General features: G+C 63.2%; 19 protein-coding genes. 12 read left to right on the top strand and 7 right to left on the bottom strand.

Features of this window, described 5'->3' with window-relative positions:
• The first annotated feature begins 102 nt into the window (after positions 1-102).
• Positions 103-615: a TPM domain-containing protein gene (locus tag MTR66_RS00885; protein WP_243917092.1), complete on the top strand. Its 513-nt coding sequence runs from the start codon at positions 103-105 to the stop codon at positions 613-615.
• Positions 616-657: 42 nt separating this feature from the next.
• Entirely contained in the window at positions 658-1,161 is a 504-nt protein-coding gene (locus tag MTR66_RS00890) for a hypothetical protein (RefSeq protein ID WP_407673015.1), read from the top strand.
• Here MTR66_RS00890 and MTR66_RS00895 read toward each other — a convergent pair.
• Entirely contained in the window at positions 1,158-1,691 is a 534-nt protein-coding gene (locus MTR66_RS00895) for an outer membrane protein (protein WP_243917096.1), read from the bottom strand. The genes MTR66_RS00890 and MTR66_RS00895 overlap by 4 nt on opposite strands.
• Positions 1,692-1,979: 288 nt before the next feature.
• Here MTR66_RS00895 and rlmN point away from each other — a divergent pair, with 288 nt between their 5' ends.
• Positions 1,980-3,248 (top strand): dual-specificity RNA methyltransferase RlmN, encoded by a 1,269-nt coding sequence (rlmN, locus tag MTR66_RS00900; RefSeq protein WP_243917098.1) that lies wholly within the window; start codon positions 1,980-1,982, stop codon positions 3,246-3,248.
• Positions 3,249-3,637: 389 nt separating this feature from the next.
• On the opposite strand, the gene MTR66_RS00905 is transcribed toward rlmN, so the two are convergent.
• From MTR66_RS00905 to MTR66_RS00920, 4 genes are all read right to left on the bottom strand, one after another.
• On the bottom strand, positions 3,638-4,141 hold the full coding sequence (locus MTR66_RS00905; RefSeq protein WP_243917099.1) for a Clp protease N-terminal domain-containing protein: 504 nt from the start codon (positions 4,139-4,141) through the stop codon (positions 3,638-3,640).
• Entirely contained in the window at positions 4,138-4,359 is a 222-nt protein-coding gene (locus tag MTR66_RS00910) for a hypothetical protein (protein ID WP_243917100.1), read from the bottom strand. The genes MTR66_RS00905 and MTR66_RS00910 overlap by 4 nt, the downstream gene beginning before the upstream one ends.
• A 272-nt stretch (positions 4,360-4,631) precedes the next feature.
• Positions 4,632-5,147, bottom strand: coding sequence for a hypothetical protein (locus MTR66_RS00915; protein ID WP_243917101.1), 516 nt, complete (start codon positions 5,145-5,147; stop codon positions 4,632-4,634).
• A gap of 50 nt (positions 5,148-5,197) precedes the next feature.
• Positions 5,198-6,376: a MaoC family dehydratase gene (locus tag MTR66_RS00920; RefSeq protein ID WP_243917102.1), complete on the bottom strand. Its 1,179-nt coding sequence runs from the start codon at positions 6,374-6,376 to the stop codon at positions 5,198-5,200.
• A gap of 277 nt (positions 6,377-6,653) precedes the next feature.
• Here MTR66_RS00920 and MTR66_RS00925 point away from each other — a divergent pair, with 277 nt between their 5' ends.
• Positions 6,654-7,448 carry an SDR family oxidoreductase gene (locus MTR66_RS00925; RefSeq protein WP_243917103.1) on the top strand — a complete coding sequence of 265 codons (795 nt, stop codon included), beginning with the start codon at positions 6,654-6,656 and terminating at the stop codon, positions 7,446-7,448.
• Between the two features lie 90 nt (positions 7,449-7,538).
• Here MTR66_RS00925 and MTR66_RS00930 read toward each other — a convergent pair whose 3' ends face one another.
• Together MTR66_RS00930 and MTR66_RS00935 are read right to left on the bottom strand one after the other, a co-directional pair.
• Positions 7,539-8,348, bottom strand: a complete 810-nt coding sequence (locus MTR66_RS00930; RefSeq protein ID WP_243917105.1) for a TauD/TfdA dioxygenase family protein — start codon at positions 8,346-8,348, stop codon at positions 7,539-7,541.
• Between the two features lie 143 nt (positions 8,349-8,491).
• A complete protein-coding gene (locus MTR66_RS00935; RefSeq protein WP_243917107.1) occupies positions 8,492-9,193 on the bottom strand; it encodes a TetR/AcrR family transcriptional regulator in 702 nt (233 codons plus the stop codon).
• Between the two features lie 134 nt (positions 9,194-9,327).
• On the opposite strand from MTR66_RS00935, the gene MTR66_RS00940 reads away from it, so the two are divergent.
• The 8 genes from MTR66_RS00940 to MTR66_RS00975 all read left to right on the top strand — a co-directional run bounded on the left by MTR66_RS00940 (position 9,328) and on the right by MTR66_RS00975 (position 16,359).
• Positions 9,328-10,695, top strand: a complete 1,368-nt coding sequence (locus tag MTR66_RS00940; RefSeq protein WP_243917109.1) for an aromatic ring-hydroxylating oxygenase subunit alpha — start codon at positions 9,328-9,330, stop codon at positions 10,693-10,695.
• Between the two features lie 25 nt (positions 10,696-10,720).
• Positions 10,721-11,179 carry a hypothetical protein gene (locus MTR66_RS00945; protein WP_243917111.1) on the top strand — a complete coding sequence of 153 codons (459 nt, stop codon included), beginning with the start codon at positions 10,721-10,723 and terminating at the stop codon, positions 11,177-11,179.
• Positions 11,180-11,313: 134 nt separating this feature from the next.
• A complete protein-coding gene (locus tag MTR66_RS00950; protein ID WP_243917113.1) occupies positions 11,314-12,657 on the top strand; it encodes an aromatic ring-hydroxylating oxygenase subunit alpha in 1,344 nt (447 codons plus the stop codon).
• A 14-nt stretch (positions 12,658-12,671) separates the two neighbouring features.
• Complete coding sequence (locus tag MTR66_RS00955; protein WP_243917115.1) at positions 12,672-13,142, top strand: hypothetical protein; 471 nt, start codon at positions 12,672-12,674, stop codon at positions 13,140-13,142.
• Between the two features lie 125 nt (positions 13,143-13,267).
• Positions 13,268-13,888, top strand: a complete 621-nt coding sequence (locus MTR66_RS00960) for a TetR/AcrR family transcriptional regulator (protein WP_243917118.1) — start codon at positions 13,268-13,270, stop codon at positions 13,886-13,888.
• Positions 13,889-14,218: 330 nt separating this feature from the next.
• Complete coding sequence (locus tag MTR66_RS00965; protein ID WP_243917120.1) at positions 14,219-14,512, top strand: PqqD family peptide modification chaperone; 294 nt, start codon at positions 14,219-14,221, stop codon at positions 14,510-14,512.
• Between the two features lie 82 nt (positions 14,513-14,594).
• Positions 14,595-15,521 (top strand): phosphoenolpyruvate carboxykinase (ATP), encoded by a 927-nt coding sequence (locus tag MTR66_RS00970; protein ID WP_243917121.1) that lies wholly within the window; start codon positions 14,595-14,597, stop codon positions 15,519-15,521.
• On the top strand, positions 15,481-16,359 hold the full coding sequence (locus MTR66_RS00975) for a sulfotransferase domain-containing protein (protein ID WP_243917122.1): 879 nt from the start codon (positions 15,481-15,483) through the stop codon (positions 16,357-16,359). Before MTR66_RS00970 ends, MTR66_RS00975 begins: the two co-directional genes overlap by 41 nt.
• Positions 16,360-16,367: the final 8 nt, after the last annotated feature.

Raw genomic sequence — 16,367 nt, forward strand, 5'->3', positions numbered from 1 at the left:
ACCTGAGGCCGGGTAGCGCGAACGGCGCGGTGCCCGGCCTCAGGTGCCGGGCACTGCGAAAGGCCATTGACCGGGCGCAAGCCATACGGGCACATCCACCACATGAAAGCGCCCTTTCGCCACGCCGTCCTGCCCCTCGTGCTCGCAGCCACAGGCTGCGGCAGCGCGGCGCCGCCGTTCACGGAATCGACCGCGCAACCGGCCGGTGAAGCCCTGCACCTGCAAGGCCGGGTCAACGACGCCGCCAGCATCCTCGATTTCGAAACCGAATCCCGGCTGACCGCGCAGTTGCAGACGCTTGAGAAAAAGACGGGCCACCAGATGGTCGTCGTAACCGTGCGCTCGCTGGGCGGCGAAGAGATTGCCAATTACACGCGAACGCTGGCTAACCGCTGGGGGATCAGCCGGAAAGGCCATGACGACGGCGTCGTCATCCTCGTGGCTCCGAACGAGCGCAAAGTGCGCATCGCCGTGGGATACGGCCTCGAAAAAGTGCTGACCAACGCCGCCTGTTCCGATGTCATCCAAAGCGACATGATCCCCCGCTTTCGCGCGGGCGATTTCGCGGGCGGCATCGAAGCGGCAGTTGCATCGCTGTCCGCAAAACTCTCCTGACGCATTTGCGATCATGCCGTTTCATGCCATGAGCCCCGCGTGATCAAACGCTGGACCATCCTGCCCATCGCAGCCCTATCCGCCCTCGCCGCTTTCGCAGGCGCGGCACAGGCGCGCGAAAGCCTTGGCCTCTATGGCACCTGGGGCGCGTTTCGCGATCCGCTGGTGCCGCGCTGCTATGCCATTGCCATGGCGCTGCCCAGCACGCTGCGCCGCGACTATCAGCCCTATGCCGCGATCGGCACCTGGCCCAAACGCGCGGCCCGCAATCAGGTCCATTTCCGCCTGTCGCGCAAACTGGCCGAAGGCACCAAGATCGTCCTGCGCATCGGCCGCGAGCGCATCGAGCTGACTGGCGGCGGCGGCGACGCCTGGCCGAAGGACGACCACGACAACGCCGCGATCATCGCCGCCATGCGCTCGGCCACGCGGATGACGGTCTATGCGCGGGGTGAAACCGGCGGGCGTTTTTCCAACACCTGGCCACTCGCGGGCGCGGCCTCAGCCATGGATGCCGCCGCGATCGGCTGCGCCCAGTTGCGCTAGAAACGCAGCCCCACACCGCCCAGCACCTGCTGGCCGCGCAGCCGGTCGCCATAGTCCGAATAGCGGTATTCACTGCGCAGATAGAGCCGCCCGGACAAAGCCAGTTCGGCGCCGCCGCCCACGGTAAACCCGCTGCCGTCGAAGTCCGCGCCGGGATCGATGTCCACCCGCGCATGGGCCACCCCGCCGCGTGCGAAGAGCAGCACGCCGTAGAGCGGCTCGAAACCCGCACGCGCCGCTACCGTCGCATAACGCTGCGCGTCCGAACGCAGGGCAGGCAAGTCCGTATCGGCCGTGGAACCGGCAAGATCGGCCTCCACGCCCAGCACCACACCGCCAAGGTTCCAGTCATACCCCAGTTGCAGGCCATAGAGCCCGCCTCCCTGCGGGCCGGCCCCGGGCGCCAGATCGGTCCGGTCGTAACCCGCGATCACACCGGCACGCGGGCCCGAAAAACCGGCGTCTTCGGCCTGAACCGGAACGGCCAGAGCGACAGACGCAATGGGCAGGATCGAAAGCGCCAGTTTCATGATCAGTCCTCGCAGCAAATGCCTTTGCCTGCCCATTCGCGGCACCGGAGCGCCCGGTTACACCCCGCACATTTGCGACATGAAAAAGACAATCGCCATGCCCCCTGGCGTAAGAGGCTGCCTTAGGACATCGGCTTAACCGGCGAAACATATTGGTTTTTCCAGCGAAGCAGCCTGATCCCCCGGCCCATCACGCCGGAACCGCAGGCCCCCATGCCGTCATACCCGCCGCGCAAGAATCGTGCGCTCTTCCGGAATCGCGCCATATGCCTTATAGGACCGCCAATCATGACAGCTACGAAACTCATGCCGATCCCCGGGCATATCGACCCGGTTCCCGTCCCGCGTGACGTCACGCCGCGCGAGGATGGGCGCATCGATCTGATCGGCCTGCCCAAGAAACGCATCGCCGAACTGTTCGAGACCGCCGGGCTCGATGCCAAGGCGGCCAAGCTGCGCGCCAAGCAGGTGTTCCACTGGCTCTACCACCGCGGCGTCACCGATTTCGAGGCGATGACCGACATCGCCAAGACCATGCGCCCCTGGCTCGCCGAACGCTTCGTGATCGGCCGCCCGGACGTGGCCGAGGCCCAGCACTCCAGCGACGGCACCCGCAAGTGGCTGCTGCGCACGGCGGACGGGCACGACTTCGAGATGGTGTTCATTCCCGACGCGGACCGGGGCACGCTGTGCGTGTCCAGTCAGGTGGGCTGCACGCTCAACTGCCGTTTCTGCCACACCGGCACGATGCGGCTGGTACGCAACCTGACGGCGGGCGAGATCGTCGGGCAGGTGATGCTTGCGCGGGACTCGCTGGGCGAATGGCCTAAGGGCGGCGGCACTATGGCCGGGCTCGACGACGAGGAGGATGAAGGCTCCTACTCGGCGGACGGGCGCTTGCTCACCAACATCGTGATGATGGGCATGGGCGAGCCGCTCTATAACTTCGACAATGTGCGCGACGCGCTCAAGCTGGTGATGGACGGGGACGGCCTCGCCCTCTCCAAGCGCCGCATCACGCTCTCCACCTCGGGCGTGGTGCCAAGGATGGCCGATTGCGCCGAGGAAATCGGCGTCAATCTCGCGGTCTCGCTCCACGCGGTGACCAAGGACGTGCGTGACGAGATCGTGCCGATCAACAAGAAGTACGGCATCGAGGAACTGCTGCAGGCCTGCGCCGACTACAAGGGCGCCAGCAATGCCCGGCGCATCACCTTCGAATACGTGATGCTGAAGGACAAGAACGACAGCGACGAGGACGCCCGCGAACTCGTGCGCCTGATCAAGCACTACAAGCTGCCCGCCAAGGTCAACCTGATCCCGTTCAACCCCTGGCCCGGCGCGCCTTACGACTGCTCAACGCCCGAACGGATCAAGGCGTTTTCCAACATCGTGTTCGAGGCGGGTATTTCCGCCCCGGTGCGCACCCCGCGCGGCCGCGACATCGATGCCGCCTGCGGCCAGCTCAAGACCGCCGCCGAAAAGAAAAGCCGCGCCCAGCGCGACCGCGAGGAACTGGAACGGATCTACGCAGAGAAGGAACAGGCGCTGGGCTGAACCTGCACCTTTCCATTCGCAACATTCCGAAAACCGCGCCGCGTCCTGCACCGGCGCGGTTTTTCATGTTCACGAACTTCACCCACTCGCGCCATGGGAAGTCCGAATAACTTCCTGGTTTTACAGTGGCTTATACCCACAGGAACTTCGCGCTGCAAAACGGCAGCGAAAGCGAAGACATAGACGATTCAAAGAACACGGCCAGACGGATGCCGCACGCAGTATCGCAAATGGAGGGGATGTAGGAAAATGGTTTGGCGAGCTGCGTCTCGGCAGGCAGACTGAGCATCAATGGGGCGGAGGCGGACAAACAGCCAATCGACGACTTTCTGCTCATCTGGTCCGGTGCAAACTTTCTCGGAAGCTGCCGTTGAGAAGCCAATCCCAACTCAACCGACTACCTGCGAAGGTTGTGCAAGCTGGTCCGATATTCCCAGTTTCCTGAGTACTCTGGGCACGATGCCATGGCGCAAGGCTGCTGCCGCTTCGAGAACGTGAACACTCTGAAAGCCGCCTGAGCGTCTCTCGCGGGCTTGAAGGCTGAGGATCTGCAAGAGTTGCTGCCCGGAGGCCGTCGCACGATAGAGGCCGGTGCCGGATGGAGCGGCAACAGCCTCGCCCTCCACAAGATGGTCTTGCGGAATCCCCGCGGCAAGAAGCATGGCCGCGTGTTGTTCCCGGATGGCGTGATCCAACGACGCCCGATCATGACCAAGTGCGGCCAGCGTTCTCGCCGCGCTCCCGTCCTCCATTTCCAGAGCGGCTAAAAGGAAATGCTCGGCAGCAGGTTCCAGTTCTCCGCCACTGCGCGCGATGGTTTCAGCCCTTGTGCATAGTCCGGCAATTCCGCGGATACTTTCGACGCGGTCGCGCAGCTTCTTCAGCATGGTCATTCTCTTTCACCTTCCCGCAGTATCAAAGGGGCCAGTCTCTTGTGGGCAGCTTGCCGCGTGACACCCAGTGCCTCGGCTATGTCCGCCCAGCTCCAGCCTGCCGAAATGGCCTGGCGAACAGCCCGCCTTTCGAGCCTGTCGGCATGGCGACGCAACGCAACGACTGCGGCAAGCGCCTCTTCCGGATCTGCAGGTTCTGCGAGCAAAATTTTCGACATGACCGTCAACTAATGTTGACGCGCCTTTTCGTCAACCTTTGTTGACAGGATTTCGTTTGAGCGCGCGGCAGCTATCCATATTTTTCGAGACACTGCGCACATCGCCGCCCTTCCCAAATCCTCCCCCTCCGGGGGAGGTGGCAGACGCGCAGCGGCTGACGGAGGGGGGCGGGTTTGGCGCGATGCTGGCGTGTGCTCGCCCCCTCCACCACCCTGCGGGCGGTTCCCCTCCCCCGGAGGGGGAGGATTGTCGGCAAGTTTCGTCCCCGGTTTCAGCCCGCGTTGTCGATGTAGCTTCGCAAACCGCGCAGGAAGCGGTGCGCTTCGCTCTCGATTTCCGCCATGGCCGCGAACGATGTGCCTGCCCGGTCCACCGCTTCCCGCAGCGCCGCCAGCCTCAGCCGGTCCTCTGGCGAGAGATCGAGCCGCCCTGCCTCGCGCAGCAGGAACAGCAGCTTGTGCGCGCGGGTGAGCACGCGGAAGGCATCGCACATCGGGCCCAGCAGCGCCGGATCGTCCTGCCAGCTTCGGCCCTGAAACAGCTCCTGCGTCACGCGCGGGCCCGCGCCCAGGCAATCGTAGAGCACGCAGCCACGAAAGCCCTTGTCCGCCAGCGCCCCGTGAATGGTGCAGCCGCCCCGCGCATTGAGGTTGGGGCACGGCTCGCCCGCTTCCTTGCGCACCGCGAACATTTCCGGATCGTTCAGCGCGAAAGCGACGCAGCACAGCGCCGCGCAGCGCGTGCAATCGGCGCGGAAGTCTGGTTCGGGACGGGCTGAGGGCGGCACGCCGCGCTGTTACGGCGGCGCCCCTGCGCTGTCCAGCGCGGGCCGCCCCGTCAGCGCGGCAGCGAAACGGTGGCCGTGCCTTTCAGGATGGTGCTGCCGTCCTGCGTGGTCATGCGCGTTTCCACGGTGACGACCGGCATCCCGAATTCGCTGGTCTCCTGCTTGTCCACCACAGTGCCGTCCACATAGGTCACGTCGCCTTCGAAGGCTGGACTGCGGAACTGCGTCTTGGAATGCCAGATGTAACCGTCATGCCCGGCCCAGTAGGCCACGGTATCGAGATGCCAGGCGTTCATCGAGGAGCCATAGCCATAGACGCCGCCCATGCCGACTTTCTGGCCCTTCTCGTCGCTGATGTGGCCGGAACTGGGGCCGTGGAACAGACCGTCGCCATGGCGCGGGTCGATCTTGCGGGCCTCGAAATCGTAGCTCATGCCGGAGGTGAAACCGGCATCCTCGGTGGCGGGATCATAGACGCCTTCGGGCACGTTCCAGCGCCAGGTGCCCCAGATGTTCTGCCGGTGCGCACGGCATTCGAGCGCGAACGTCACGCGGCTGTGCGGACCGATCACGCGGCGCACCAGCGCGTCGCCGACGTTCACCGATGACCAGTTCGGCGACGTGCCCATGCGGTTGGACTTGATCCATTCCAGCCGCACCCGCGCCACTTCGTCCAGCTCGGCCTGGGTCCACAGGCGCGGCGGCACGTTGCCCTTGTCATAGACTTTGCGCTTGGCCGCTTCCTCCACCAGATAGCGGATCGAGGTCGCGCGCTCCTTGGCGACGAGGCCGCCGTGCTGGTTGCGGTGGACGGTATCGCCGTCTGCGAACATCGTCGGCCCGGCAAAGGCGGTGTCGGTCACTTTGTATCCGGCGAAGGTACGCTCCTGCGTCAGCTTGTCGCCGGGGCGCACGGGGGTGCCGTAGAACCACCATTCCTCGCCCGCGAAGATCAGGTGCGATCCCGGGATCTTGCCCACGCAGGAGGGGTGGCAGCCGTGGCCGTAGTCCATCGCCACGGTGAAGCTCTGCGGCGCGACGATGCCGCCGAACCTGCTGGCGCGGGCGAACTGCTCGTCCCAGTGCAGCGGATTGGCATAGTCCATCGCCTGCACCCAGCGGCGAATGTCGGTCGCGTTGCACGGATCCCAGAACTCGGCGAAAATGACGGGCTTGCCCACCCACTTGTCAACGTCGCTGGTATCCAGGACTGCGTCCCCTTCGGCCATGCTGCTCTTCCCTTTCCTGCGCGCCGGTCTTCGCACCGGCCGTCCTTGCATTCTTGCGATGCTGCGCTGTTTCGCCCCGGCATCCAAGGCGCGCCTGTCCGAAGGTGCAAGCCTGTCGTCAATCGGTGCAAGCCGGATTGCAGCCCTGGACCAGCGCGAGAGCCGCCTGTCCGCTCGGGCGATACTTGCGCGTGCAAGCAATCCCGCGCGCCAAATCGCTTGCGATCTGCGCTAGCGAGGCCGCCAACATGATTCGCCAGATGCGGGAGATATGCCAGTGAAGATCGACAACACCATTGCCGCAGTCGTGACCGGCGGCGCCTCGGGCCTCGGCCGCGCCAGTGCCAAGGCTCTGGCCGACGCGGGCGTGAAAGTCGCCATCTTCGACATCAGCGAGGAAGCGGGCGAGGCTTTCGCGGCCGAAATCGGCGGCGTGTTCTGCAACGTCAACATCATGGACGAAGAGAGCGTAGAGGCCGGCTTCGCCAAGGCACGCGAGGCCCACGGGCAGGAACGCATCGTCGTGCACTGCGCCATCGTCGCGGGCGGCGGCAAGACCGTTTCGTGGGACAAGAAGAACAACTGCTACAAGCGCACCCCCACCGAGCAGATTTCCAAATCGGCCGAAGGCATCTTCACCGCCTCCTACCGCATGGCCTCGATCGCGGCGCTGGGCATGGCCAATGCCGATCCGGTGAACGAGGACGGCGAGCGCGGCTGCATCATCTTCACCTCGTCTGCCGCCTCGCAGGACGGCCAGATCGGTCAGGTCGCCTATGGCGGCGGCAAGGGTGCGGTGAATTCGATGGTGCTGCCGATGGCGCGCGACCTGATGGACCTCGGCATCCGCGTCAACGCGATCCTGCCCGGCACCTTCGCCACGCCACCGATGCTGCGCGTCAAGGAAATGGCGCCAGACGTCTACGAAGGCCTGGGCAAGGCGGTGCCGTTCCCCAAGCGCCTCGGCCACCCGGAGGAATTCGCTTCCCTCGTGATGGAACTTTCGCGTAACACTTACTTCAATGGCCAGTGCGTGCGCCTCGACGGCGCGATCCGTATGCCACCGAAATAAGCACCGGGGGGGAAACTTACCGAGTGCGGAGGGGCCGTGTCGGGGGGCACGGCCCCTTTTTCGTGCGCGCGTGCCCCCTCCTTTGACGCGTCAGGCGAAGGCTTCCTCACCCAGCAGCGTAGTGCGGTGCATCATCCGCCCGCTGTCTAGCGGATAGGGCTCGGCGCGATGCAGCACGCCCGTATTGTCCCAGATCAGCAGATCACCCAGGGTCCATTCGTGCCAGTAGAGGAACTGCGGCTGCGTGATCCAGTCGAGCAGTCCGGCCAGCAATGCATCGCTTTCGGCCCGGTCCATGCCCACCACATGCGAGGCATGACAGCCGACGACCAGCGACTTGCGCCCGCACCTATGTGTCCAGACAAGGTTATGCGTCTTGTCGGGAATGCTGCGCCAATAAGCGATGTCATCCTCGGTCGGCATCACGCCCGCGCGCTCCATCGACGTCGCGAAACTGTGCACCACCTTGAGCCCTTCGAGCCGCGCCTTCTCATCCGGCGGCAGCGCTTCGTAGGCGGCATAGGAATTGGCGAAGCCCGTGCGCCCACCCACGTCCGACAGCTTGCGCCCGGTCAGCAGCGAGCCAAACACCGGCACATCGTCATGCGTGCCGTCCATATGCCAGAGCCATGAGCCCTTGAGGTATTCCGCCCGCGAGTTCGTCTTCTCGTCGAGCGTGATCTTGAAGATCCCCTTCTCGCCCTCGTCCCTCACATTTCCCATCATGCCCGCCAGCCGGACCTGCTGCTCGCCGGTCAGGTTCAGCTCCGGAAAGACGAGCACGCCGCGCTCCACCAGCAGCTTGCGCAGCCCTGCCGCCGTTTCCGGCATCAGCACCTCTTCCGGCTTTCCTTCCACGCGGGCGCCGATTTGCGGCGTCAGGTTGCTCACCTGGATCATGATGTGTCCTCTCCCCCAACCGCCCGCCGGTCATGCACGATGCCGCGAACGATAAAATACCACACGGCCTATTTTTATGATGCAGCGCGCCGGCGTGTCAAGCACGCCCGGACAGGCCGCTCAGAAGAAGCAGAGCGCCCGGCTCACCAGTCCGCACGGCCCGCGACGAGCAGATCGACCATCGTATCGACCCAGCTTTCGCGTTCGGCGGCGGAAACGGGTTCCTCGCGCAGGAAGGCATGGCCGTACCAGCCGCGCACCAGCAGGATGAAGCACTCGGCGGGCACTTCCGGGCGGCGGCAGGCGATGCCGTCCGCCTCGGCGCAGCGGGCGATAAAGGCGGTGATATGGTCTATGCCCAGACGCGTGCTTTCGCGCGCGGCGCGAGCGACTTCGGGGAACTGGCTGGCGGCGCCGTAGATCAGCCGGTTGATGTCGAGATAGTCGCCCTCAAGGCTGTAGGACAGCGCGCGGTTGGCATAGGCCTTAAGCCCGGCGGCGAGGTCAGGCGTTCCTTCGGCATCGAGCGAAGCGGCGGCCGACATGCGGGTGATCTGCCCGGTCATGATCGCCTGAAACAGCGCGTCCTTGGTCGCATAGCGCGCCTGCAGCGTGGTGCGCGCGACCTGAGCCGCCTTGGCGATGCTGCGCATCGAGGCGCCGCCGTAGCCTTCGCGGATGAACTCGGCCAGCGCGGCATCGAGCAGCGCCTTCTCGATCGCCTCCACGTCCTCGCTCGTCGGCCGCCCGCGCGGGCGGGCGGGCCGCGCAGCCGCGCTCTTGCCACGCGTCGATGCCGCCTGCCCTTCCTCCAACTGCGTCTTTACCTGCTTCGCCGCTGTCATGCGGGCTCCCCTAACAAGAAACCGCAGGATCGCGAAACCGGCTGCGGCAGTGGGTTGCGAATAAATAGACCATATGGCATTTTAATCGCGCCGAAAGCAGCGAGTCCACAGGCTCGCCCCGGCGGGAGAGGACAATGCAGGACGAGAAGCCCGGCAGGCTGGTCGACGAAGGGCCACGCATCGCGGATATCGATTTTACCGGATACCGCATGCGCGTGCCCACGGACCGCTACCGCTCGCGGGCCTATGCCGAACGCGAGCGCGAGGCGCTGTGGCTGCGCGTCTGGCAGGTCGCGGGCCGCTGCGACGACATTCCCGAAGCGGGCGACTGGCTGGAATACCGGCTGTTCGACCAGTCGTGGATCGTCGTGCGCGGGCGCGACGGCGCGATCCGGGGCTTCGTCAACGCCTGCCGCCACCGGGGCAATGCCTTCTGCCAGGGCCGGGGACATGCGGCGCGCTTCACCTGCCCCTATCACAACTGGTCCTACGGGCTGGACGGCAAGCTGCTGGCCGTCGCCCGCCCCGATTTCGACGGTTCGCTGGAAGACTTCGTGGGCGCCAAGGAAGACCTCGGCCTGATCCCAATGCCGGTGGCGACTTTCGCAGGCTTCGTCTTCCTCAATCCGGATCGCGACGCCGCCCCGCTCGCCGATTTCCTCGGCGAAGCGCGCGAATTGCTGGCGCCCTACCATATCGAGGAGATGATCCCCTGCGGCCTCAACGTGCGCGAGAGCATAGGCTGCAACTGGAAAGTGGTGATGGATGCCTTTCAGGAAGGCTATCACATCCAGGGCGTGCACCCCGAACTCGTCGCGGCCATGGACGAATCGCGCGAACGCTATCGCTTCTGCGGCGATCACAGCGTCGCGACTGCTCCCTTCGGCGCCTCGAATCTCGGCGCGAGCAGCCTTGCGGACCAGATCGCCGCGATCCACGGCCTGCCCGCCACGTTCCCCGCCGTGGCGGATTGCCTTCCGCGTTTCGACGAACTGGTGGAAAGCTGCCGCCGGCCCGACGGCACGATGCCGCCCGCCCCCGAAATCCCGCTGCGCGCGCTGCTGCAACAGGCCATGCGCGAAAGCTGGCAAGCCAAGGGGCTCGATGTCGGCGGGCTCACCGGCAACCAGCTCAGCGACAATCACTTCTGGATCCTGTTCCCGAACCTGTTCCTGACGATCCACGCCGGCGAAGGCACGCTGATCATGGCCTTTCCCAGCGAGGACGGCGATCCCAACCGCTGCACCTGGCACGTGCAGACCCTGCAATGGGTCCCGCCGGATCGGCGCGCCGCACTGCGCACGCCGCTCACCACCGTGCCGGAGGGCGAACACTTCGCCTACTTCCTGGCGCTGGAGCAGGACTACGAACAGATGCAGCACCAGCAGCGCGGCCTGCGCAACATGGCCCAGCCGTTCCTGACGCTGACCCGGCAGGAAGTGCGCCTCGCCCACTATCATGCCTCCATCGCGAGCTGGGTGGAAGGCCCCGGCGCGCACTGAGAATACCAAGGGGAGAACACCACACATGGAAGTGATCACGGCCACCGCGACGACCAGCGAGAAAGGCCCCTTCACCCGGCGCGTCGAGGCCTATAGCGAGGCCGTCGCCCGGATCGCCGCACAGGGCGCGTCCTCGCCTGCCGATTGGGAACCGCTGTCCGAATATGTCGCCACCGGCGAATTCAAGCGCGTAGGCGCTTACCTGGAGGAGCTGGACTGGCAGCAGTATTGCCATTTCATGACCGAATGGGTCAGCGGCGGCACCCGGTTCGAAATGACGCTTTTCCGCATCACCGAAGCCGGACGCGTGGTGGTGCAGGAAATCGAGGAACGCCACTATCGCGGTGAGGAATTCATCCGCAAGAACGTGATCGCGCTCTACGTCTTCAACGAGGACAGGAAGATCGTCCACCTAGACATCTACGAGCAAGCGAAGGATTCCGGCCGCTGGATCATGGACGCTGCCAGCGCCGCCATGGCCTGAGCGGCCGATACGCCTGTGCGCTTTGGCCTCCGCGCTCGCACAAAAGAGAATGCACCGTATCATTTATTATTGTTGAGACCTCCGGAACCCCGTAGGAAGGATGAGACTCAGGAACCATGGGAGAGGTTCACACCATGACAGAACAAACTGCCGTGCGGCCGTTCGGCGAAATCGACTTTTCGGCCTTCAACTGGCGGATCGGCACAGACCGCTACACCTCCGCCGAAATCCAGGACCTCGAACGTGAGCGGATCTGGAGCAAAGTGTGGCAAGTCGTCGGCCGCGCCGATGAACTGCCCGAAAGCGGCGACTGGAAAGTCTATACGCTGTTCGACGAGTCCTTCCTGATCGTGCGCGGCCGCGACGGCGTGATCCGCGGCTTCATCAACGCCTGCCGCCACCGCGGCAACATCCTGTGCGCGGAAAAGAAGGGCCACTCCGGCCGCTTCACCTGCCCCTATCACCTCTGGACTTATGGCCTCGACGGCAAGCTGATCGCGGTGGCCCGGCCCGATATCGTGGGAGACATCGACAAGGGCGCGCACGGTCTGGTGGAAGTGCCGGTCGATACTTTCGCGGGCTTCATTTTCCTGAACCCGGACAAGCAGGCGAAGCCGCTCGCCGAATTCCTCGGCGCCGAAGTGGTCGAACGCCTCTCCGCCTACAAGCTGGACGAGATGACCCCAGTGGGCATGGACGTGCGCGAACCGCTCGATTGCAACTGGAAAGTGGTGATCGATGCTTTCTCCGAAGGCTATCATATCATCGGCGTCCACCCCGAACTGCTCTCGGTGATCGACCTTGAAGCCGGGAACAGCCGTCACGGCTTCTTCGGCGATCACGGCATGGCCGTCTCCCCCTTCGAAGTGAAACGCACCGCCGAATGCTCGCTGGAGGAACAGGTCGAAGGCATCCGCAGCCTGCCCGGCACTTTCCCCACGGTCGCCGAAGTCCTGCCCCGGTTCGAGGAGCTGGTGAACGGCTATCGCGATGCGGGCGGCGCCCTTTCCTTCCCCGAAGGCGTCACTGTGCGCACTCTGCTCCAGCAGGCCACGCGCGAGACGCTGACCGCCAAGGGACTCGACGTCAGCGCGCTTTCCGACGATCAGATGAGCGACAATCAGGGCTGGTTCCTGTTCCCCAACTTCTTCATGACCATCCGCGCGGGCGAGGCCACCACGATCATGGCCTATCCCGACCCGGGCGGCGATCCCAACAAGTGCATATGGCACGTCACCGCCTATATGTGGCTGCCTGAACAAGTCCGCGCGCAATACCGCGCCGAGCCGGTGGAAGTGACCGAGGCGGGCAGCTACCCCTACTTCCTCGCGCTGCAGCAGGACTACGAACAGATGCCGCGCCAGCAGCAGGGCCTGCGCAACAAGGGCCTCGATCACATGTCGCTGATCCACGAGGAACTGAGCATTGCCCGGTTCCACACCGTGATCGACCGCTATCTTGCCGCCAAGGCCGCCTGACCGGAGACCCCATCATGGACATGCACGACATCGCGCAGATCATCGGCGACTACACCGGCCTCTCGCGCAAGGTTCTGGACTATGGCGAGACCACCAAGGCGCTCGTCGATGCCTCCAAGCAGCCCGGCTTCGATCCCGCCCGCTGGAACGAGATGAGCGCTTTCCTCGACGTGGCCCGTTTTGAACGGGTGGGCAATTTCAAGGAAGTGATGGACTGGCCCGCCTACCGCGATTTCCTCGCCGGGTGGGCGCCAACCGCCGATTGGGAATGCTCGTTCAAGCGCGTGACCGAGAAAGGCAACCTCGTCCTCCTCGAACTGGAGGAGCGCACGACGATGGGCGGCGTGCAAAACGCGGTCAATTCGCTCTCGGTCTATGAATTCGACGATGCGGGCCTGATCCACCATCTCGACATCTACCTGCAGATGCCCTTGCCCGATCCGGCGATGCTGGCCGGTTATGCCGATGTGGACATTACCGGGTGACAGCCCGCCCGGCTGTCCTCTAACCAGCGGCCATGACGACAAGCGAACCGGCCCCGCTCTTCACCGGAAAACCGGTGCGAAAGCCCCGTTGCGACGGCCGCCGCCCGGGCCGGCCTACGCGCGAGATGATCGAGCAGCGCAACGAGGAGCTGCTCGATCGCTCGCTCGACCTGTTTCTCGACAACGGCTTCGATGCCACCACGATCGATACGATCTGCGCCGATGTCGGCATGTCGCGCCGCACGATCTACGCGCGCTACGGCGACAAGGAGACGCTGTTCAAGGCCGCGCTCCAGCGGGCGATAGACCAGTGGATCATCCCGGTCGAACGCCTGCGCGAGCAGGAATGCGACGATCTGGAAGCGACGCTGGTGGCCGTGGCCCGGCTGTGGGTTTCCAACATCAAGAAGAAGTCCGGGATGCGTCTGGTGCGCATCGCCAATACCGAAGTGTTCCGCAGCCCCGAAGTCGCCCGCTACTTGTGGGAACGCACTGCCGAGCCGACGCTGGGCTACCTCACCGATCTTCTGCAACGCCGCCTGCGCCCGGATGCCCCCTCCGTGCCCGACGCGCGCGATGCGGCGGCGGCCTTTCTGATCCTCGTCGTCGAAGGCTCGGTACAGCTTACGCTGTGGAACCAGATGTCTCCTGACGATTACGACCGGCAGATCCTCTATCGCACCCGCCTGTTCCTGCACGGCGCGCAGAGCTGCAGCATCGATGCTGCGCCGCCCCATGCAGTCTGAACCGGCGTAGACCGGGAGACGCGACTCCGGTGAAAGCATCACTGGGACCGGAACCCCATGGACTGCCGTTTGCCCTCAAACCTGCTCTGCTCGACCAAAATGCAGCAAGCACACCTCCCTCAGGATCACTCACAAACAGGTCAAAGGTACGAACCGCTCCTGAACCCGCCCCATAGGCTCGCTCAGGCGGCAAATGACCTTGCGGAAAGCGAGAGCCTGACAGGAATTTCGACGAGACGCGAGAAAGCACCGGCCATCTGCTACAATTAGCCCTACGCTCTCGGCACAGATCCATGTAATATAAGGTTGTTTTTTCTTCGGAGAACGGGAATGACGGAAAACGTGACAATCGCTTTGTCTACAACAGTAAGGCAGAGCGACAACCAGATTGCGGCCGAACTGGATGGCGATGTGGTGCTGATGAGCATCGAAGAGGGCAAATATTATAACCTCAACGATATCGCGTCAGAGGTCTGGGCGCGCCTCGAACACCCCATGACCGTCGCAACCCTGTGCGACGCTCTTGCCAGGGAATTCGATGCATCGGTCGATACCGTTCGCGTCGACGTTATCGCCCTTCTGGGAGACCTCTATAAGGGAAAACTGATCGAGATTGCGGCATAGGCCTGCATGACGCCGGGGAGCATCTGCAGAGTCAGATTTCCAGTTCAGGCCATCAACGAACAGATTTCCGGGAAACAGGCGCTTGGAAGCCCCCTTCGTCTCAAACACTTTGATCTTCTCATATAATCTGGGTCGTTTCCAGATACGTTCGGAACTCGCTCTGCCCGATCTTGTGCCAGCAGCCGATGCTCAAATTTGCGCCGATCTGGAAATCCGGTTCGGCCCTGTCCCGGAAAACCTGCCTGCTCCCGATCTCGCCATGCCTGCCTGTCAGACACAAGGCCATGACAGTTTCCTTCTGAAGGTGCCGGGAGTGGGGCGTTATCTGCTAACCAACAGTACCCTTTTGACGATCGATCCCGTTCTTCCTCGGAAAACTCCTGAAATCGCTTGGTTTTTCATGTCTTCCGTTCTGCCGGTCTGGGCTCAGGCCGTAGGATTGATGTGCCTGCAAGCGGTGTCAATGGAAATGAACGGGCAGGCGGTCGTTCTTTGCGGAGGTCCCGTAAGTGGAAAATCGACGTTGGTGGCCCAGCTTGCAGGTCAGGGGCACCGGATCATTGCTGATGATCCTTGCCTGATCGACACCTCGCCGCGCCCGGCGGTATTACCGACAGCCCGCGCATTAATTCTCACAAAGGAGAGCCTCGGCCTGCTAGGTCATCAAATTCCGGAAGAATACCGGGTCGGCTTCGCCCATCCCTCCTTCCGCGTTCCTTTCCCATCCTGTACCGGTCCTACGCCCCTTGCCATGATCGTATTCCTCAGAAGCGGCCCTTTGTCCTCTCCTCCTGTAAGAACCCGGCTGAAAGGCAAGGATGCACTACGAAAACTCGAACTTTCGCAGTCTCAAAGGGGCCCCATTTCAAAAATGCACCGCCCGAAAGACAAATTCCTCAAGGCCATCCAGTTATTGAACGCGACACCTTGCTTTGAGATGGACAGGCCATCTGGCACCGTTCAGGAGATTGATTTTACAGGCCTTCTCAGCAGCGCTGAAAATGATTAAACGCGCATACTGGATTGCATCCTATCCCAAATCGGGAAACACATGGATACGCCTAATACTCAGGCATATTTCATCGGGAGGCAATTTCAGCCTGAACCATGGCGATGAAAGTGCCCTGGCCTCCAGCCGAAAGATCATCGATCCTGCAGTCGGCCTGCCGACAGTTCATCTATCTCCGGACGACCAGGAAAATCTCAGGCCAAAGGCCTATCGATTTATCGCCCGGGAACGGATTGGCAAAACCATTCTCAAAGCTCACGACGCTTACGACCGAACGGCAGGAGGGGAATGGCTGTTTCCGCCCGATATTACGGCAGGCGCGGTCTATCTCGTCCGCAATCCACTGGATATTGCTGTTTCCTGGGCATTTCACGCTGATATCAGCATTGATGAGGCCGTTGACTTTCTATGTGACGACCGGTCGATGATTGCCGATCCGCACAAGAGAGCAACTCCGATAATGAGGCAGATCCTGCGCAGCTGGAGCACGCACGTGACAAGCTGGCAGGCCGCCCCCATTCCGAAGCTGTGTCTGAGATACGAAGACATTGTTTCCGATCCCATCACACACTTTGCCCGAATTGCGCATTTTCTGCAGTTCACAGCAAGCCCGGACGCGTTGCGCAACGCTGTAGCGGCCTGCCGGTTTGATCGTTTGCAGGAACTCGAATCCGATTCGGGATTTGGCGAGCGCGTTTCTGCCCGCACTCCTTTTTTCAGAAACGGCCGCCCTGGCGACTGGCACAATCACCTGAAGTCTCGACATATCAACAAAATCATCAGTTGCCATGGAGATATCATGAAGAAACTCGACTATAAGTTACCGGCAGGATATTAACGAAGCTG

The organism is Novosphingobium beihaiense (assembly GCF_022832375.1).
Taxonomy (GTDB): domain Bacteria; phylum Pseudomonadota; class Alphaproteobacteria; order Sphingomonadales; family Sphingomonadaceae; genus Novosphingobium; species Novosphingobium beihaiensis.